Genomic DNA, 20,205 nt, shown 5'->3' on the forward strand with positions numbered 1-20,205 from the left:
GCCGGTCCTCTCTGGTGAAGGTCAGGACGTGCGGTGTTCGATCTCGCGCAGCGCTTTGTACAGCGGCGTGTACAGCAGCCGGGCGACCGCGGGGTCCGCCGGATCGGAGCAGTCGGGCGGCGGTGCGCCCTCCGCGAAGTAGGGGGCGAGCACGTCCCGCAGACCGGTCAGCAGGCCGTCCTCCCGCGGCAGCGGCGCCGCCGCGGCGCCGGGTGAGAGCAACTCGGCCGTACGCGGCGCGAACCGGGCATCCACGAAGACCACGCGGGCGGGCACCCCGCCCCGCACCAGGCGGCCGATGACCTGCCAGATCGTCACCAGCTGGTCCCAGGTGAAGGACGTCTTCTCGTGGTCGGACAGGCGGGAGTAGATGTAGCGGCGGGACAGCAGCCGGCGCCACTCGGCGCGCGCCACGTGCCGGAAGGCCCGCCCGGCCGCGTCCAGGTCCGCCGCGGCCATGACCAGTTTGCCGAACGTGCCCTGCGGCAGCCCGGGTTCGTCGCGGGCGAAACGGGCCGCCCAGTCGTTGATCGCGAACACGGCCAGCGCGAGGTCGTCCGGGCGCGGATGCGGCCGGGCGAGGAACAAGGCCGTGCCGAAGGCCGCGTTGCGCTGGGCGTTGAGGATGTTGTGCCCGCGTTCCACCGCCATCAGCGGGGCCACGAGGATCTCCGCCGTGGGGTCCTGGGCGAACGTGGCGAGATCACCCCGGCGCAGCGCCGTGACCCGATCCGCCTCCGGCTTGGGCGGTGCCGAGCCGCGTACGGCCTGTTCCAGGTCCGCGTCGTCGGCGGCCAGCACCCGCACGCGGCCGTGCCAGCGCTCCATCTCGTGCAGGACCTCCGCCGCGGTGTGCGCCTCCTTGTAGCTGCCCACCAGGAGGATCGCCCGGCGCCGGCGGCTGTCGGCGACCCTGGCCAGTTCCTGCTCCAACGGGCTCGGGGCGCCGCCCCGGCCGGGCGACCCGAGCCGGCTGACCATCGCCCGGCAGGCCGCGGGCCGGGCCTTCGGCTCGGTGCCCGACAGGCTCAGGGGGCGCCCCTCGTCGTCGTACAGGAAGTGCGTACTGAATTCCGACTCGCTCACGGCCTTGAGGGACCGTGGCGACGGGGTGAGCACCGCGCCCACCGGGGCGACCACGTGCGCGCGTGTCGAGGTGCCCGCCCAGCTGGTGCCGGACATCAGCACGACGTGCGGACCCCTGCGGCCGCGGCCAGGGTCGGCACCCACGTCGGGCAGGGAGAGCAGGAGTTCGCGACCCACACCCGCGCACCTGAAGAAGCGTAGGGTGCCGCTGTGCCGCCCCTCGACATCGCGTTCCCGCTCGTCCGGCAGGTACTGGAACCCCAGGACGTTGCCCATCGGAGCCTCCGGGACCAGCGGGGCGTAGTCGAGCGGCGGACGGCGGGACAGCTCGTTGCCGGTCGAGTCCAGGTGCAGGGCGGCCTCCACCTGGGGCCAGAGGAAGACCAGCCGTTCGAGACGCTGGTGCAGGGCGCTGAGCAGCAGCATGAACTCCAGGCGCCGGGCCGTCAGATCGAGCCACGCCTCGTCCTGGGCCCGCACGGACGCGGGGGTGTCCGCGAGCAGCGGGCGCAGCACGGCGAGGACCCGCTCACGCGTGCCTGAGGAGGACAGTGTGGTCAGCAGGTCCTGAACGAGACGCACCAGTTCGTCCGTCAGATTGCCGTACGGGCTCCGGCCGCCCAGGGGATCATCCCGGAAGTCGTCGAACCGCTCGGTCAGTTCGGCCCGGTGGGCGTCCACCTCCGGCCCGGCCGACTCGGGCTCCGGAACGTCGTCCTCGTACGCCTCGTACAGCTCCGATTCGTCGGACACGCCGTCCGGGACGCCAGCATCGGAGTCCTGCGCGAACCAGGAGCCGAGCAGCTTCTCCTGGAGCGTCCAGGGGCTGAAATACTCGATGTCAGCCCACTCGCGCAGGTCGGCGTCGGAGATCAGCAGCTTGTACAGGCGGTCCGTGGCGGCATGGACAACCGTGAGCGAGGCGGACCAGCGCTCGACCTCCTGGTCGGTGAGCGGCAGCCGGCCCTGCCGGGACAGCTCCTCGATACGGTGGGTCTGCACTTGGTCCAGCCAGGACTCGGGGCCGGGAGAGACCAGCGTCGCCGACGGCGCGAAGATCTCGTCCAGCTTCATCTGCACCGAGTCGGCCTCGTCCACGACGATGATGTCGCTGCGCAGGCAGGCCAGTTCCAGGTGGCGCAGCCGCTCCTCGCCCAGGTGGCGCGGCACGGCCGACTGCACGAGGCTTGCCGGGTTGGCCACCCAGATCAGAGAGTCGACCAGCTCCCGGGCCGCACGGTGACGCGGGCACGCGTACCACAGGGGGCACCCGTGCGGGGATCCCTTCACCTCCGCCGGGCGGTCGCCCTCGGACGGGGACCGCCGCTGTCCCGGCCGGTAGGGCTCGGGCAGCGCGCCGGAATCCGGGTTCTCGTCGCGAGTGCGCTTCTTCTCCGGGTGGAGCGAGGTGCACGGCGCGTCCACGAACCGCAGGGGCTGTGCCGCCTCGGTGTCGCGCAGGGCGTCCACCACGCAGACGGTGCTCAGGTGGTCGAAGCCCGGGTCGTCGTGGTCCAGCACGTTGTGCAAGCCGCGGGAGGCGAGCCGTCGGTGCAGCCGCTGCACATGCGTCTCTCGCGTGGTCAGACCCAGCACCGGCGTGGCGGTCAGCCCCAGATCGCGGAGCAGAGCGGTCAGACGCAGTTGTTCGGCCACATCGCCCACGACGAGCGTGGTGCGCAGCGCCGGAGTCCGGCGGGCTCCCCAGACCGCGATCAGCGTCATCAAGGTCGACTTGCCCGCACCGACCATGCCGGCCAGGTGCAGCGGCCCGTCCAGGTGGAGATCGCCTTCCTGCGAAAAGCCCAGCCCGTCCGCATCACGGGGGAAGATGTGCAGCTCGGTGAGGCGGTCCTCCCAGTGACCTGGGTTCTCGACCTCGTTCTCCCGCTCCGTCGCGTCCATCCACTGGGCGGTCTCGACGAGGTCGGCCCGGCTGACCGTGAGCGGCTCACCGTTTCCCGGCCGCCCCGCCTCCGGATCATGACCGGGAACCGGGTCGGGACGCAGTTCCTCGGGCAACGTCACGGAGGCGGGCCGGCGCCGGTCGACGAAGGTGGCGCGCCCCGCCGGGGCCAGGGGCAGCTCCTTGCGGGCCAACGGCGGCAGGGCGGCGAGGGCGGCCTCGTACACGGCGAACCGGTCCGAGGCGACGGTCGGCTCACGCCGTCGCGCCGGCCGGTCGAGCGCGAGGACCTCATAGGCCCGCAGCCGGTCCGGCAGGGCCCGGTAGGTCTCCAGCGTGCGCTCCCAGGCGCGGCCGCGGCGCAGGTGCCACAGCAGATGACGACCCGCGCCGAGCATGACCTCGTGCTCGGGACAGGACACGTATCCCCGGGCGGCGGCGAACTCGTAACCGCCGAGCAGGACGTAGGCACCGCGGGCGGGCTCGTCCGGCGCGATGCGCTCCAGGATCCGCAGGGCCAGTTCCGCCTGGCACAGCAGGCCGGGCTTCACATCGCCGAGTTCGTCGGGAACCTCGTCCCACAAGCGGGCGACCTCCCGGCTGACCGGGTGGTGCCAGCTGTCGCGGTCACGCATCGCCGGTCTCCTCCTTACGCGTGGCTCCGCCGACCCGCGCGAGCCGGTCCTCGGCGCGGGCGAGCAGGTGAGTGTCGGTGAGCAACGGAACACGGCACGCGGTTGCCGGGCGGTTGCGCTCGTACGTGGCGATGTAGCCCGGCCGGTCGTCGACGCGGTCCTGCGGCACCACCCAGAACGCCTCGTCGTACCGGGGCTCCTGCGGCACCGGACGGGCGGCCCGCCCCAGGAACGCCGGATGGGCCCAGTCCTTCACGTCCACCGCCCAGACCCAGCCGTCGGGGAAGGTGACGTGCATGTCGTAGGCGTCGTACGCCGGCCACATCCGGACCTTCAGCCCGAGCCCGGTGAGCCGCCCTTCCAGCTGCACCTCCGCCCGCCCCGGACCGGTGATGAACTGACGCAACGGCCTGGCCAGCTGGAGCAGTTCACCGGCCTCCTCCTGCGGGATGCGGCGCCCCACCGGCGGCCGGCCCCGGCGGCGGCAGCGGTCCCGCTCGCACCACCAGCCGCCGTCGGGCAGCGGCGTCAGCAGGGTGAGACACCGGCCGCAGGTCGCGTAGACGTCACCGCGCAAATAGCTGTCCGGGACGGGGCGGTAGATGCGGCTCAGGAGCTCCTTCACCGGGTCGAGCACATGGTCCAACGACACGGCCCACTCCTCGGCCGAGGTGAGGACGGGCCGGGTGACCAGGAGCCGCCGGAACTCGGTGTACGCGTCCTCCTCGCCGTACTCGCGGCACAACCGCAGCGCGGCGCGGACGATCTCACGGTCGTAGAGAACCAGCGCGCTGTCGGAGAACTGCTCCGCCCACTCGTAGCACAGCTCGGTCGGGCGTGAGGAGTCCGGGTCGAGCAGCAGATCGTCTGGTCCGGCCGCCTCGGCCGACAGATCCACCGGCCAGTCGGCCACCGGCCGCTCGCTGCACCACGACAGCAGGTCTGGAAGACTCACCGGAGGTTCGGCCCCGCGCTCCAGGCAGGCCAGCACCGTCCGGTCGAGGGCGCGTTGCACCTCGGGCGGGTAGGGCAGGGTGAAGGCGTCAGGGCCGGTGGCCGCGTCGAGCACCGTGAGAGCGGTGGCCAGCGTGCGCATCAGGGGAATGCCGCGATGGGCTGACCAGTCGGCGTCGTGCGGCGGCATGCCGCTGTCGGTCGTCGCCGTCACCGTGCCTCCAGATGCGCGCGGCCGGCCGCGCAGTGGGTGATCATGTCGCAGCCGCCGCAGTGACCGCCGGGCGTCGGTGCGTAGGTCTCGTCCACCGCCCAGGGGCCGGCGAGCCCGGCGATGATGCGGCGTGCTTCGGCGAGGGTGTCCGGATCACCGGGATCGATTTCCTCGCAGCGCGACTTCCCGGTGCCTTCCGCGTCCAGGTACAGCACCTCCAGCTCGATCAGCGACCGGCGCGGATCACCACCGGGTACTCCGGCGGACATCATCAGCACCGCGAAGGCGAGCTGCGGGTACGTCTCCATCAACGCGCGTCCCTCCCAGGGAGGCTTTGCAGCCGTCTTCGTCTCGTGCCAGATCCAGCCTCCGGAGCGGGTGTAGAGGAGGTCGGGGTCGGCGATCAGGACGACATCCAGCTCGGGGTCGTACGCGGTCAGGCGTGGCTGCACCCGTACGGCCTCGTCGGACGGCAGGCCATCGAGAGGGCAGGCCCGCTGGTGCTCGGCGAGCAGGGCGAGGGCGGTCGGCAGTTCGGCGGAGGAGAGGCCGGGAAGGGCATCCGGGAGGGGGGCCGTGCGGCAGCATCCGTTCCCGTGAAGGAGGTTGAGCCACTCGTCGACGGCACGTCCCCTGCGGATGGGCTCGCTCTCCGGGTCCCCCGACTTCAGGTGCAGTACACGGGTGAGGTGGAACTGCGCCGGGCAGCGCGCATGGACGCGCAGGTCGCTCGCGGACACGGAGCGGCGGGCGCGAGGGCGGCGCGGCCCGGGAACCCCGAGAACGCCAGGAGCCCGGGGCGGCTGCGCGCAGGCAGCCAGACCTTCGCAGCGCGTGCAGCTGGAACCGGGGTTGAGCCGGTCGCCCTCGATCACCCGACGTAGCACGGGCTTGGCGTGCTCGGCGAACCGCCGCTCGGCCTCGTCGACATCCCAGTCGGCCAGCACGTCGTGATCATCGCTGCCGCAGCCGATGCCGATGATCCGGACCCGCCTCGGGCGCACGGTGCTGCCGGCGGCGGGACGGAAGATGTCCCGGAAGGCCGACCGGGAGGGGATGCCCGTCGCAGCCACGGCCGCCGCTTCCGCGATCTCGGCGGGCGGCCGGTCCCCCTTGACGGAATTCACGGACAGCAGCCACATCTCGCGCTCCGACCCGTCGGCGGACGCGTACCGTCGTCCCCACGCCGTGCGCTCGTAGCGGATCGCCCCGCGGGCGTCCGGTACCTCGCTCTCGGTGATGGCTGTCCACTGGGCGCGGACCGGCAGGGTCGGCGGACGCCCGAGCGCGCGCCGCTGCGCTTCGCGCTCCGCGCGCGCCAGCAGGTAGGACCGAACGGCTGATTCTGCCCAACTTACGTGCCCGGCATGGTACTTCTGATGCCTCAGAAGCCGCGTCAAGGCGCTGTCGGCGTCCTCTCCCTCGTGCTCGACCGCGTCCAGGACGCTCATGACCGGCCCGAGGGCGAAGTCCTCGACGGGCTTCCCCCGCCGGCGCGGCGGAACCTGGGCGAGCAATGCCCTGGCGCGCAGGGCGTTGCCGCGCGGGCAGTCCTGAGGGTCCTCGCGCAGCAGTGGCAGCGAGGTGCGGATGAGCCGGATGTCTCCGTTCGTTCCGGGTGGAGGCAGGTGGAGCGGCACGATGCACCCCTTACGGGTGTGGTGGGACGAGAGCGCCAACACACCCAGGGAAGCGTATTTCTGTGAACTCAGTCAAGCGATTCGTTCGATGTGATCCGTGAACCGCTACAGTGTGGCTGACACCGTGTCATGAACAGCCGGGGGTGAGGCGTGGAAGCCGGGGAAGTCCTCGACGGCCGCTACCGAGTCGAGGAAGCGCTCGACCAGGGCGGCATGGGCACCATCTGGACGGCCACTGATCTGGTGACCAGGCAGTTGGCCGCCGTCAAGGTGCTGCGGCTCGATGCTTACACGCAGGGCCGGTTCACCCCTGCAGAGCGCGCGCGACACCGGGTCGAGTTGCTGAAACGGTTCGAACGCGAGGGTGCGATCCTCGAGGAGCTGAAGCACCCCGGGATCCCGCGTCTGCTGCACCATGGCTACCAGGGCGAGGAGTCCTACCTCGTCATGGAATACGTCGAGGGGATCAGCCTGCGCGAATTCCTGGACACGCGCCGGCCGTTCCCGTTCGACGCCGCTGTCGCCGTCGCCGTCCAGGTCGCCGAAGCCCTGGCACACGCGCACACGAACGGCGTGGTGCACCGCGACCTGAAACCGGGCAACGTGGTCATCGCCTGCGCGGACGGAGCGGTGAAGCTGCTGGACTTCGGCATCGCTCACCTCACCGATCCCGATGCGACCCGCTACACCGCACTGGGTGAGACCCCGGGCAGCGCCGGGTACATGGCTCCGGAGCAGCTGCGGGGCCAGCAGGACATCTCCGCCTCGGTGGACCTCTACGCGTTCGGCTGTGTGCTCTTCGAACTCCTCACCGGGGAGCGGCCCTTCGAGGACAAGCCGGACCGGAACAAGAGCACCCAGCACCTCGAGGACCTGCCGCCGCGCCTGCGGAGCATCAACGTCGGCATTCCCGAGGAACTGGACGACCTGGTCTGGGACCTCCTCGCCAAGACTCCGGCGGACCGCCCCGATACCATCGACGAGGTGCTGGACGTCCTGTGTGACTTCCTGCCGAAGCCGGGCGACCCGGCCCCGGATCCGGAACTGGCTCCGGACCCGACCGCACGCTATCGCCTGCGGGAGAGCGCGGTGGCCGGCCCGCCGGACACGCGGCCCACCCCCCGTGCCGTAGCGCGGCGTCCGGTCCGCCGTCGTGGCGGGTGGCTGGGGCGCAACCAGTTCGCGGGACGGATCGCCCAGGCCCGGGCGGAACTGCTCGCCGACGGTTCTGGTGCCCGCTGTGCCGAGCTCCACGACCTGCTGCCCAAGGCGGTGGCGGACTGGGGGGCCCGCGAGCCGATCGTCCTGGAGGGGCGGCTGGTGTGTGCCGATGCCGCTCGACTGGATGGTCGTACGGGTGAGGCGAAGGAGCAGTACCAGTACGTGGCCGGGAACGGAGACCCCTCGGATCCTCTCGTGCTGGAGGCCCGCCTCGGGATCGCCGAGTGCCTGATGCCCGAGGGGGACTTCGCCGGGGCGTTCAGCGGCTGGCGCACAGTGGTGCACAGGCTGCCGCTCGTCGCCGTACCGGTTTCCGGCCGGCTGACGAGCCGTTGTCGCGAGGTCGCCTTCGAGCTGGCGGAATCCGGTTACGAAGCGGAGGTGACCGACCTCCTCGCCCGGCTGCCAGAGCCGTAGCCGGATCAGTTCCGGGGAAGGTGCCCTGCGGCCAGCAGGTCCCCCAGCGCCCGGCTCAGCTCGCCGCCCACGCTCTTCATATCGGTCATCTCGCGTTCGAAGGCGGTGATCTTCCGGTGGATCTCCCCGTACCGTCGCTGTTCCTCCAGCGAGAGCCTTGGGATGTGCATACGCCGTACGTCAATGCGTGACGTGGTGGATGCGTGCGTGCCGGCCCTGTGCACATTGGCCGGGGCACGCAGGCAGCCGGACAGGAACCATGGGTCGAGGACCGCGGGATTCGCCCTGAGCGCCGCGAGCTGGGGCCCCAGGACGGACGGGGCGTCGGCGTCCACCCGTACGTCGAAGGCCCGGGCCAGCACTGAGACGATGACGTCCTGGGAGGCTGTGACCGTGAGCGAGCCATCCCGCTCGCCCGCCGCGACCACCGACGCCGGAAGCCACAGCTGCGCCTGCCCGGACAGCGGAGCACCCGTGAGGACGCGCGCCTCGTCCTCCTGGCGTTCCCCGCGGCGCACCAGTGACTCCGGCAGGCCCTGCCCGGTCCGGATCTCCAGGGCTCCGGCTTGTTCCAGCTCGCCGACGCTGATGAGCGGAACCGTCTCGCCGTCGTCCGCGGGTACGAGTGCGGACAGGGCGTCGGTGGCATCGCGCAGTTCCCTCATGTGCGCGTCGTACCGCGTCCAGAGGCGCCTGATGTCGACGATGGTGGCGGCCCGTGTCCTCGGAACACGCCGTGCAGGCGTGAGGTCTACCTGGTCGTCCAGCAGGTCGACCACGGGTACCGAGACGCTTCCCAGCGTGCTTGTGCCGCCGAGGACCCCCACGATCTGCTCCGTCACGGCGGACCAGTCGACGCCGCCCCTGTCGGCGGTCACGGGACGAGCGGCGTGTGTGGTGTCCACGAAGGTGAGCTCTGCGCCGTCCGCTCCGCCCCGGCCGAGGGCACCGTCCGCGCACAGGATCCACAGATGCAGTCCGACACCGTAGGGCGGGGCGGCACCGGGAGGCAGGGCGATCACGGTCCGGAGCACGCCGGACCGCAGGAGACCGGCCCGGATCCGGCGACCCGCGCGGCGCGCCGCCACAGCGGGCGGCAGCACGAGAACCGCGACGCCGCCGGGAGCCAGAGCTGCCGCGGCATGCTGAACCCAGGCGAGTTCCGGCTCTGTGCGCGGAGGCTGCCCATAGACCCAGCGCGGGTCTGTGGCGAGTTCCGCGTGGCCCCAGTCACGCTCGTTCGACGGCGGGTCGGAAAGGAGCACATCGGCCTGCGCTCCGGAATGGGCATCGGCCCGCAGCGTGTCACCCGCTGCCAACGATACGTTGGACAGGTCACGCTTGGTGAACCCGCCGATCGCCAGGCGCGCCTTGGCCAGCTCCACCAGAACCGCGTCGCTGTCCTGGCCCAGGAAACGCAATCCCGCAGCACGGTCAGCACCCCACTGCCGGCCGGCTGCGACGAGCAACGTCCCCGCCCCGCAGGCCGGATCCAGCACGGTCCGTACAGGGCCTGGGTGGTTCATGGCTGCGGCTTGCGCCATAAGCCCGGCCAGCTGCACAGGAGTCGTCGTGATCTGCCGTACGTGCGTCCGGAGCCACCGCTCCAGAAGGAAGTCGAAGGGCCCGTGCTCCTGGTCCGGATCAGCCAGTTCCAGAGTGCGCTCCAGCAGGCGGGTCTGACGCTGATCAAGGAGCGGCCCCGCCGCCGGCCTGCCTGTCGTGACGCCGCTCTGCCGGAGTCCCACCTGGGCCACCAGCAGGCCTGTCGTTTCTCGGTCCCCCAGGGACTCGTATTCCGGCCAGAGCCGGTCGAGCGGGTTCGGCGCTGTCTTGAGTTTGTTCTCCCGCTTGAGCCACTCCTCGACTTGCGGCAGGGAGAACTGCGGGCTCGTGTCGGTGCCGCCGACAGGAGAGGGGAAGCTGTCGTACCGTCGACGCCAGTTGCTGACGGCGGCGCGTCCGACTCCCGCGATGCGGGCGATCTCCGCAAGGGTGACGACAACCGGGGTCGACCCTGCGGTTACGGACATGATTTCCTCCGGAGCTCGGCAGCCTGGCGCCCAATGAATCCGTGATCACTTGCGTTGGGGGCGCGTTCTTTGACTGAGTTTACGCACATGTTGGGAGCCACTCTGGCACCTGGGCCAAACACCTCATGTGCATGACGATCCGGGAGGTCGTTGTGCTCCGCGGCCCAGCCGGCCGGCGTCGGCAAACTCCTCGACGCACTCGCCCAGACCAGCCCCGGCTTCAACCCGAGGACTCGCCGAGGCCGCTCGCGCCTTCGAAGGCGCCACCCGCTCCCATATTCGCGCCGAGCGTTCCGACAACGGAGCCATCCGCTCCGCCGCCCGCGGCGTCATCCGCGCCGGCAACGCCCTCGGTAAAGGCGAAGACGGCGGCACCACCGCGATGCTCCTGTCCACGATGCTCCTCGTCACCATCGCCGCCGTAACGTTGGCACTCCGCCCGCGGTCACGTCCAGCAGGCAGCCGCCGCCCAACGAGCCGCACAACACCTGTGCAGCGCCTACCGATCAGCCGCCGCTGCCCCCACGGACGCGATGCGCGAGCACGGCCGTCGCCTTCCCGAACCCTTACGAGAGTGGTACGCCGGCACCCTCGAAACCACCTTGCCCGAGCAGGCCGACTCCGTACGCATCGCGCCCGGCTGGGACGCCCTCGCCGCCACCTGGACCAGGCCGAGCGCGCTGCTGGCCACGACACCGATGCCTTGCTCCAGCAGGCCATCGGATGGTGCGAACTGGACGCTGCGGACGGCGTCACCGACGTCCTCGCCTGGTGGCTGCGATGCATCGGCGAACTCCCCCCGAGGGATGTGTCCGCAGTGCGGTGCCCGGCGCGACTGGACGGTTGATCTGCGACCGCAACGAGATCAATCCGCTGCCGTTGCGCACACTACTGAGGATTAATGCGTGATGTCGCCGGGGCTTGTGGCGAGGCCGGTGCCGATGAGGCAGCCGGTGATGATGGTGGGCCGGTACTGGATCTGGCGTAGGCCCCGGCGGACTGCGGTGACCAGGTGCGTGTAGTCGGTGAAGGCGATGTTGGAAAGGTTGGTGCGCCGCAGGCTGGACCAGATCCCTTCCACGGGGTTGAGGTCGGGTGCATAGGCCGGCAGCTGGAACACGGTGAGCCAGTCCCGGGCTGTGATCCAGGCGCGCATCGCGCGACTGAGGTGCAGGCCGACGTTGTCCCAGACCAGCACGATCGGTCCGCCGAGCTGGGTGTGGGCGGCGGTGAGCAGGTCTCGTAAGTCCTTCCAGGAGAAGCCTTTGCGGCCGTCGACCCGCCGGTCACCGGTGTGCCGAAAGACCAACCGCGGCCGCTCGCCGGGCTTGTAGCAGCACAGAGCGGCCACCGACAGGTGACGTCTGCTGCCGCCATTGACCCGGATCACCGGGGTGACACCTCTGCGGGACCAGGTGCGGGCGGTGTGCGGCGTCATCGAGAACCCGGCCTCGTCGGCGAAGACGGTCCAGGCCCCGAGCGCCGCCGCGGTGGTTCCACGGCCGGCCAGGTCTCCTTCACCCACGTCGCGACCGCCTCATCGTCGCGCTGCACCGCCCTGCGAGCCGGGACCTGAGGCGACCAGCCGTGCCGATGCAGCAACAGACACACCCCGGGCACGGTGTAGCTCTTGTGGAACATCCGCCCGATCAGCGTCCTGATCCGCGCGAGCGTCCAGCGCTCATCGGACCAGCCGTGCGCCACCGCCCCCAACGCCAGTGCCGCCTCCAGCTTCACGAACAACTCGTCACTGAGCTTGGGCAAGGACGCCGGCCCCTTCGAGACCAGGCCCGCTTCACCCCGCTCGGCCCACTCGCGCCGCCAGCGCTGTACCGAGCGCACATGCACCCGCAGCACCCTCGCCACCTCGGCGTTGTCGCTACCAGCCGCGAACATCTCACCCGCGTCCAGACGGATCCGCTCGCGAAACGCCCTCCGCTCGTGAGTCAGCCCACCACCCTGCGCGTACCTCATGACCGTGGTGTACCGCGACGATCACGACCTGTCAGCACCCCACGACATCACGCATTACAAGTCAGTAGTGGGTCGAGCGCGAACTGACTCGCGCGGACTACGAGGCGGTGATCCACGTCGGAGGGAAGGACTCCCCGAGCCTGGAGGCTGCGACCCAGGCCGCGGGTTACGACGGCACGCTCGCCGGCGTCTATCTGACCGAGCCCAGGCCCGAACAGGGCCTGTGACCAAGTGCCGTAGACGCCGTCCGGTGGCGCATGCACTCCGGCTCATGAGGGACCCTGAGAATGACCAGCTCTCGCTTAACCCGCGTTTGATCACAACCGCAGACAGCCCCTAGCATCCGCCTCTGACAATTCGGGCTGCCGACGAGCTTCTTTCGGTCGTCCCGCCGTTCACCACATCTGAGGGTGCCCGGACGTCGCAGGGGACCGAGCGGGCCCCACCCCCCTCTCGCATCGACATGTGAGCTTTCAAAGAATTGGCCGGAAAACGTGGCTGGTGCCCCCTTCCGGACACACTGATGAGCACGATTCCCGGCAGGCACGCACAGGCATGCCGGTTCAGCGAGGGGGGACCGGCAATCACACCGATGAGGAGCAGCGGATCAGGGGCGGGGTTCGGGGACGCGATCACCGCCCTGACACGCCGGCGGATCGAGATCTTCGACGGAGCGGGAGGAGACTGGCGCTTCGCCGAGAGCCTGAAGTCCGTCAGCGAGGACACGGCCCAGGAGTACGAGGGCCGCACGATCCTGGAGCTCATCCAGAACGGACACGATGCCCTGGCCGCGGGGGGCACCGGCAGGATCGCCGTGCTGGCCACGCGCCACCAGGACGGCGGCGGTGTCCTGTACGTCGCCAACGAAGGCACCGGATTCACCGTGGAGAACTTCAAGGCCATCACTGAACTGGCCCTCTCCAGCAAGGGAGCCGGTGAGGGCATCGGCAACAAGGGGCTCGGCTTCCGCAGTGTGCTGCAGTTGACCGACTGGCCGGAGATCTACTCGAAGGCGTCGCCCGCCTCCGACTCGTTCGACGGCTACTGCTTCCGTTTCGCCCGACCGGACGACATCCACGCCGTCGTCAACGACCCGGCCCTCGCCGCCCGGGTGATCAAGGACGTCTCTCCGCTGGCACTGCCGGTGCCCGCCGAGGCTGCTGACCCCGTGCTCAAGGAACTCGCCACGGACGGCTACGCGACCGTCGTACGACTGCCGCTGCGCAACGACCACGCCTGGAGCCTCGTCGTGGCGCAGGCCGAGAACGTGGTGGACGACAAGGCGCCCCTACTACTCTTCCTCGACCGCGTGCGGGAACTGGTCGTGGAGATCCGTGACGGGGCCGAGGGCGGCACACGACATGTGCTGTCACGTGCCCAACGCCCCTGCGACCTGGTCGCGTCCCGGACCGCGGACTGGATCAGCGAGGTCGACCTCGGTGACGCCGGGCGGTATCTGCTGGCACGGCGGACCCTGGACACCGAGGCGCTGCGCGTGGCGATCGAGCGCAGCGTCGACGTCCATGGGATCGACGCGAAATGGCGGGACTGGCAGGGCGAGGCGTGGGTCGGTGTTGCGCTCCGACTGGACCGGCCGCTGTCGCGGAACGGCCGGATGTACACCTTCATCCCGATGTCGGAGGCGTCCTCTGCGCCGTTTCCGGGCCACGCCCACGCGCCGTTCTTCACCAAGCTCGCCCGGCTCGACATCAGCGAGGCGGTGGCCCTCAACGATTTGTTGCTCGACCAATTGGCGGTTCTTTGCGTGGAATCGGCCAGACACCTGCGTACCGAGACCCCGCACGCCCGCGCCGGGGACTTCGTCCTCGACCTCATGTGCTGGGACACCCCGGCCCGCCTCGGCAAGGCGGTGGACGGGCGGCTCGCCGTCGAGCCGTTCCTCCCCTTGGAGGGCGGGGAGTCCTGGGGCACCCTGCGGGACACCTACGCCTGGCCGGACGGCCGCCGCCCCTGGCGGGTCCTCACTGCCGGGGCGCTCGCGCGGGCCGGAGCCCATCTGCTGGCCGCCTCCGCGGGCCAGGTCCGGCATGCCCGTGCCGACCGGCTGGCCAAGGCGGTCGTCTCCCGGGCCCTGCGTCCTCCGCTGGTCAGGACCGCCGACTGGGCCGAGGCGGTGGCCGAGGAGATCCGGGCAGAAGGTGGCGAGTCGCCGAGCCCACGCTGGGCGGACTTCTACAACGACCTGGCCCAGGCCTTCACCGGCCAGCACACCGCGCTGCGGGGTCGGCGGATCATCCTCGACCAGGACGGCGGCCTGCGGCCTGCGCTCGGCGGCGCGGCGGAGCAAGGGAAGAAGGGCCAGAAGGAAGGCACCGTCTTCTTCCACCCCGGGGACGAGCACGACGTCGCCGGCACCCGCGTCCCCGGCGACCTCAAGGCGCTGCGCCGCCGTATCGCCTTCACCCACCCCGACATCACCTGGGAGAGCCCCGGACGGGACTTCCTGCTGCGGGGCGGGCTGGTCCGCTCCTACCAGCTGGACCAGGTCCTCGACGCGCTGCACGACCTGCTCGGGGCACGGCCCTCGGAGGCCCTCAGCCGCGACGCCCTCACCTTCGCCCTGCGGCAGTTCCCGGCGCTCACGCCGGGGCAGCGCGACCGGCTGTCGCGGATCGCCTTCCGGGTGCCGCTCACCGACGGCGGCTGGGCGAGGGCGGCACGCTGCTCGTACTCACCGGGCTGGGGCACCGAAGGCGCGCAGCGGCTGGAGAGGTTCCTCAAAGCGGGCGGTTCCCGGATCCCCGAGCTGGCGGACCAGCGGCGGCACTGGATCAGCGGCCCCGACGACTGGCCCGCGCCGGTCCGGGACCGGGAGGCGTACCTCGAATTCCTCACGGCCGTCGGCGTGGTCGACGGACTGCGGCTGTCCGTTGTCGGGGACCGCCTGGGAGCCCAGCAGGGGAACGATCTGGCACCCCGTGGCCTGGCCCAGCGGTTCGGCCTCGGCGACGGCCTGGGGCCTGTGTGGACGGCGGATGTACGGTCCCGGTGGACCAAGTTCGCCCACCCGTGGACGCCCTACGCGTTCCAGCGGCCATTGGTTCATCTCCCGGGAGCGACCGAGGTGGCGGACCTCGGCCCCACCACACGGCGGGAATTTGCCGAACTGCTCATCCTGGGGTTCCGCACCTGGGGCGACGAGGTCTTCGACGTCACCGTGTACCGGCCCGAGCACCCGCACAAGAGGGACGAGCACTCCTGGCCCACACCGTTCGCGTCCTTCCTCCGCCGCACGCCCTGGCTTCCGGTGGAGGACGCCGAGTCGGACGGCCCGGCCTTCGTCACCCCCGGCGAGGCGTGGTTCAGCACCGACGGGGAACTACCCGGCTTCGTCCCCTCGTTGCCGCTGCCGACCCGGCGGCTTCTCACCGACAAGGTCGCGGCCACGAGGCTCCGCCAGTGCGGGCTGCGGAGCTGGGAGGACCCTCGGCACGCCGGAGCGGCCGTCAAGCACCTCGGCGAGATCCTCCACCGGGGCGACGTGCCGACGCACCTCAGCGTCTCCTTCAAGAAGCACTACGGGCGGGCGTGGTCTCACCTCGCGCAGAACACCCGCTGGCCGTGGCTCACCGGCGAGGAGGTACGGCTCGTGGTTAGTCGCGGCAACGCCCTCGGCACCTTCGTACCGACGGCCGAGGACGTGCCCGTGCACGTCTGCGACGAGCAGGCGCCGCTGAAGGATGCACTCGTCGAACTGGCGGGCCATCCCGTCCTGGTCGCCGGACCGGAGAGCGGGGACGCCATCGTAGAGATGGCCGACGCGCACGGCATCCGCACCCTGCGCACGTCGGCGACCGATGTGCAGATCCGCCACAGCGACGGTGAACCGATCACCCCGACTGTTCACGCCGACACGCTCATCGACGGCAGAGAATGGCTCGTCACGGTGGTGGCTTTGGCCGTGGAACTGAAGTCCGGGTCGTTCCTGCGCCGCAGCGAGCGCGGTGTGCGGGCCCTGCTGGAGCGGCTGCGCACCGTGCGCGTCGTCCGGGCCGACGCTGTGGAGGTCGTCATCTCGGGCGTGCTCACCGAACCACCGCCCACCACCCGCGCGCTGCCGCTGCCGGACGCCAACCATCCCACGGTCGTCGTCTGGCGCAGCGAGGAGGGCTGGGACGAACTGCAGGCGTGCACGTCCGCGCTCGCCCAACTGCTGGGCAGGCCGGGGCTGCAGGACGCGCTGGAGCTGATCCTGGTCAAGCTGGAACGGCAGCTCGACACCCATGATCCCCAAAGGATCGACGACCGCACCCTGGCGATGGCACTGGACACGACCGAGGCCAAGGTCGCCGAGATCAGACGCAATCTCACGGGAGACGTGCACGACACGGTACGACTGCTGCGCCCGGCCCTGTGCTGCCTCCTCGGCTCCGCATGGGACGAGGAGAGTGCGCGGGCGCTCGACCGCGCGGCAGGCGAGGACGAACTCGTCCAGATCGTCGGCCGGTACACCGTCTCGCTGCCCGTGTCGGCCGCCGAACTCGTCGCCTTCGCCCGCTCCTGCTCCACACCTGCCGAACTCCGCGACGAACTGGGCCTGGACTTCCAGCGGTTCAACGAGGCGCTCACCACGCTCGGCCCCGGCTACGCCCCCTACTCCCACCCCGATCTCCACGAGCAGGCCTTCGGCGACTTCGTACGCGGCCACGCCAGCACGCTGGTGGACCGGCTGCGGGAACGGTATGTGGCGGCGGCCCGCGACGGCGCGGACCTCTCCGCGTACGCTGGCGCCCGTCGACTCCACGACCTGCTGCCGGACCCCGACTGGCTGCCCCGGTTCGTCACCCCGCCCGAGGACGAGATGCGGGCCAGGGCACAGGCCTGGCTGCGCTCGCACGGCGCCGACGACGATCTCGGGCGAACCACCGATCTCCCACCCGTCGACCGGCTCCGCGAACTCAACACCGCCGCACTGGACCCCTTGGTTCCGGCGCTGGCCCGGCTCGTGTCCGCCTGGTGCCGCCGGCACGGAGCACCCGTACCAACCGGCTGGCAGGGCGCGCCCCTGCTGGAGGCGCGGACCTTCCTCGACGGCTCCGGCCTGAGCGACCTCATCGAGCTGAGCGAGAGACAACTGCTCGACGTGGTGCGGCGCGGTGTGGGCTGGCCGACCGGCATGCCGCTCACAGCCGACGCGGGGCTCCTCGGCCTCACCCCCGCCGACCTGACGCCCCGGACCGGACCCGCGCAGGGCACCGCCGGATCACGCGGGGCGGGCCCGGCCACGATCATGATCGGCGAGAAGGAGGTCGCCGTGGGACGCGACCACTTCTCCGCCATCGCGGACCTAGCCTCCAGGACCGTCGACGAAGCCTTCCTCGCCCAGTCCGGCAAGGTACGCCTGGACACGGTCGCGCCGGTGCCCCAGCCCGGGCGGGGCGGGAGTTCCGGCTCGTCGCGGGTGGTCGTGGCCCGTCTGCACCAGGTGAGTGAGGACCAGCGGTCGGCCATCGGTCTGGTCGGGGAGGTCGTGGCACGGGCCTGGCTCCAGCGCCATTACCCCGAGGTGCGCTGGCGGTCTGGGTACGCCGCGGTCATCAACGGCGACCGGGAAGCATCGGACAGCCTGGGGTACGACTTCGAGGTCGCCTGGCGTGGCACCACACGGTTGTACGAGGTGAAGGCGCTGAGCGAACCCGTCGGCAAGCGAGTGGAGTTCGAGTTCGGGCCGTCCGAGGTGGATGCCGCGCGCACCCACGCGCGTGGCGGTCGGTACCGGATCCTGCTGATCACCGCAGCTCTGGACCCGGAGCACCGTCAGGTGTTCGAGCTGCCCAACCCGTTCTCGGCGGCCGGTCGCGAGCGGTTCCGGATCGTGGGCAAGGGGCTGCGCTATCAGTGCTCGCCGCTGCGGAACAGCCGACGGCCGTGAGCTGAAGCGCACGATGTCCCGAGTGTCGGGGAGCGGCCGGTCCTGCGGCCGGTTGACCTCCAAGATTCACCTGGCCGCCGACCGGCGCTGTCGGCCGATGGCGATCGTCCTGACCGCCGGGCAGGCCGCCGACAGCCTTCAGTCCATCCCGGTGCTGAACAACGTGCGGGTCCGTCTGCCGGTCGGCCGTCCCCGCACCCGGCCCACCGCCGTGGCGGGGCGACTAGGGTCTGTTTCTCGGATCTCCTGAAGTGATCACGCGCGTGGGTTGAGGCTGTTCAGTGTGGTTGGCCGAGGAGATCTGACGAACGCGGAGTGGGGGCGGCTGGAGCCGCTCCTGCCTCGTGGCGGTACACGTGGCGGTCGGTGGAGTGAGCACCGGAAGGTCATCAACGGGGTGCTGTTCCGGGCGAGGACCGGTGTGCCGTGGCGGGATTTGCCGGAACGCTTCGGACCGTGGGAAACGGTCTATAAGCGGCATCGTCGCTGGTCGGCGGATGGTACGTGGGAAATGTTGCTGGCGCGGGTGCAGGCGGCCGAGAACGCCGCGGGCAGGATCGACTGGGATGTGTCGGTGGACTCCACAACGGCCCGGGCCCATCAGCATGCCGCCGGTGCCCGTAAAGCCGCCCCGCCGGTGATTGTTCCTCAAAAGGGGCCCCACGGCGGTGCAAACCTGGGCGATCCGACATTTCGGAGCCTGTCCGTCCGCCTGGCGGAGGTGGTGAAGCAGGCGAGTGCTTAGGCCGTTCGCGCGGCGACCACGAAGATCCACCTGTCGGCCGACGGTCGGTGCCGTCCGCTGTCGATCGTCTTGACGCCAGGGCAGCGCGGCGACAGCCCGCAGTTCGAGGCCGTGCTGGACAAGATCTCGGTGCCGTGCATCGGGCCCGGTCGGCCTCGCTCCCGGCCGGACAGCGTCAGTGCGGACAAGGCGTACAGTTCCCGCAGCAATCGCCGCTACCTGCGCCGACGCAAGATTCGGCACACCATTCCCGAGCCCAAGGACCAGCGAGCCAACCGCCGTAGACGCGGCTCGGCCGGCGGTCGGCCGACCGGCTTCGACAAACAGCGGTACAAGAAGCGCAACGTCGTCGAGCGGGCGATCAACCGCCTCAAGAATTTCCGGGCAGTGGCCACCCGCTACGACAAACGCGCCTACACCTACCTCGGAACCGTCACCGTCGCATCACTGGTGATCTGGCTCCGCACATGATCCAAGAAACAGTGCCTAGGCCTACTCCTCCCGCGCTAACCGCGCCCACCTGCGCAAACGCCGCATCAAGGCGGTCTTCCCGGAGTGCGATGTCTCGCGACGATCTCTCGCAGCACCCTCAGCACCCCGCATTCCCTGACGGCTTCATCACCGACCCCTACTGCTGCGTCCCGCCGCCGGACGACCTGGGCGACGTCGACGACCGATTCGTCTTCGACTTCCGTTCCTACGACGACCTCGAGGACGGCCAGTGCTGGTCGAGGCTCAGCGTCGAACGCCTCTGCCGAGGCCCCGAGCCTCTACCGGACTGGGTGGCGACCTCGCAGAGCGCGATCGACACGGAGCTCGGCGTCCTGAAGACCGGCAAGGAGGCCGACGTCCACCTCGTCGAGCGCGCCGACCCGCTTGACCCCGCCGTCGGCGTGGTCATGGCGGCGAAGCGGTACCGCTCTCCCGGGTACCGGACCTTCCACCGCGCCGCGTCCTACACCGAGGGCCGATCGATGAAGCGCTCACGTGACGAGAGGGCCATCAAGCGGAAGAGTGAGCAGGCCGGAGTGGAGGCAGAGGTACTCGGCTGGCTGATGTGCGACCGGTCAGGGATCGGGACACCACGGTCGCGATCGCACAGCTGTCACGCGAAAGGGGCCAGGACCCGGCCGAGGTGTTGGTCTGGTATCAACGGGCGGCAGAGCTGGGTGAGGAGAACAGTTGGGGCTGGATCTCGGACCTGGCGGAGGCCGCGGGCCAGATCCCTGAAGCGATCGCATGGGCCGAACCGATGGCCTTGGCCAGCAACGCGAGGGCGTGCGAATTGATGGAGCGCCTCTATTTGGAGGCAGGAGACGGCGAGAACGCCGCTGCCTGGTGCCCGCGCAACAAGGAGGCGGGGTTGAAGGCGTATCCGCACTACGTGCTGCAGCGAATCGGTGACGCGGAGAGGAAGCGCCAAGTGGAGGAGTATGGGGATCGAGTCTGGCGGGCAGGTCGCCGAAGCATGGGACGCTGCGGAGATC

8 protein-coding genes and 2 pseudogenes are annotated in these 20,205 nt (G+C 70.5%); 5 read left to right on the top strand and 5 right to left on the bottom strand.

Translation table 11 applies throughout. The annotated features are described in order from the left end of the window. Positions 1–21: 21 nt before the first annotated feature. The 3 genes from ACRWNP_RS29885 to ACRWNP_RS29895 are packed head-to-tail and all read right to left on the bottom strand — an operon-like array spanning position 22 to position 6,435. Entirely contained in the window at positions 22–3,627 is a 3,606-nt protein-coding gene (locus ACRWNP_RS29885) for a hypothetical protein (protein ID WP_431966824.1), read from the bottom strand. Further along, positions 3,620–4,795 (bottom strand): hypothetical protein, encoded by a 1,176-nt coding sequence (locus ACRWNP_RS29890; protein ID WP_431966826.1) that lies wholly within the window; start codon positions 4,793–4,795, stop codon positions 3,620–3,622. Before ACRWNP_RS29890 ends, ACRWNP_RS29885 begins: the two co-directional genes overlap by 8 nt. After that, positions 4,792–6,435 (bottom strand): PD-(D/E)XK nuclease family protein, encoded by a 1,644-nt coding sequence (locus ACRWNP_RS29895; protein WP_431966828.1) that lies wholly within the window; start codon positions 6,433–6,435, stop codon positions 4,792–4,794. Before ACRWNP_RS29895 ends, ACRWNP_RS29890 begins: the two co-directional genes overlap by 4 nt. Before the next feature lie 150 nt (positions 6,436–6,585). Between ACRWNP_RS29895 and ACRWNP_RS29900 the strand changes: the two genes are divergently transcribed. Then, the gene (locus ACRWNP_RS29900; RefSeq protein ID WP_431966830.1) at positions 6,586–8,073 is read left to right on the top strand and encodes a serine/threonine protein kinase; all 1,488 of its coding nucleotides are present in this window, start codon (positions 6,586–6,588) and stop codon (positions 8,071–8,073) included. 5 nt (positions 8,074–8,078) lie between these two features. On the opposite strand, the gene ACRWNP_RS29905 is transcribed toward ACRWNP_RS29900, so the two are convergent. Beyond that, complete coding sequence (locus ACRWNP_RS29905; protein WP_431966832.1) at positions 8,079–10,106, bottom strand: N-6 DNA methylase; 2,028 nt, start codon at positions 10,104–10,106, stop codon at positions 8,079–8,081. 898 nt (positions 10,107–11,004) lie between these two features. After that, positions 11,005–12,080, bottom strand: a protein-coding gene (locus ACRWNP_RS29910) for an IS630 family transposase (protein ID WP_431966834.1) whose coding sequence is annotated in 2 segments (ribosomal slippage) — positions 11,005–11,631 and positions 11,634–12,080 — 1,074 coding nt in all. Because the reading frame shifts where the segments join, the coding sequence is not laid out codon by codon here. Between the two features lie 592 nt (positions 12,081–12,672). Here ACRWNP_RS29910 and ACRWNP_RS29915 point away from each other — a divergent pair. The 4 genes and pseudogenes from ACRWNP_RS29915 to ACRWNP_RS29930 all read left to right on the top strand — a co-directional run. Beyond that, positions 12,673–17,973, top strand: a complete 5,301-nt coding sequence (locus tag ACRWNP_RS29915; RefSeq protein ID WP_431966836.1) for a sacsin N-terminal ATP-binding-like domain-containing protein — start codon at positions 12,673–12,675, stop codon at positions 17,971–17,973. A 34-nt stretch (positions 17,974–18,007) separates the two neighbouring features. Continuing rightward, a pseudogene (locus ACRWNP_RS29920) lies at positions 18,008–18,214 on the top strand (IS5/IS1182 family transposase); the annotation flags it as partial. Positions 18,215–18,256: 42 nt separating this feature from the next. Continuing rightward, positions 18,257–19,189, top strand: a pseudogene (locus tag ACRWNP_RS29925) (IS5 family transposase). Between the two features lie 664 nt (positions 19,190–19,853). Then, positions 19,854–20,205 (top strand): hypothetical protein (locus tag ACRWNP_RS29930; RefSeq protein ID WP_431966838.1); only part of this gene is annotated, 352 nt, incomplete at its 3' end.

The sequence above is a fragment of the Actinacidiphila sp. bgisy160 genome (assembly GCF_965342435.1).
Taxonomy (GTDB): Bacteria; Actinomycetota; Actinomycetes; order Streptomycetales; family Streptomycetaceae; genus Actinacidiphila.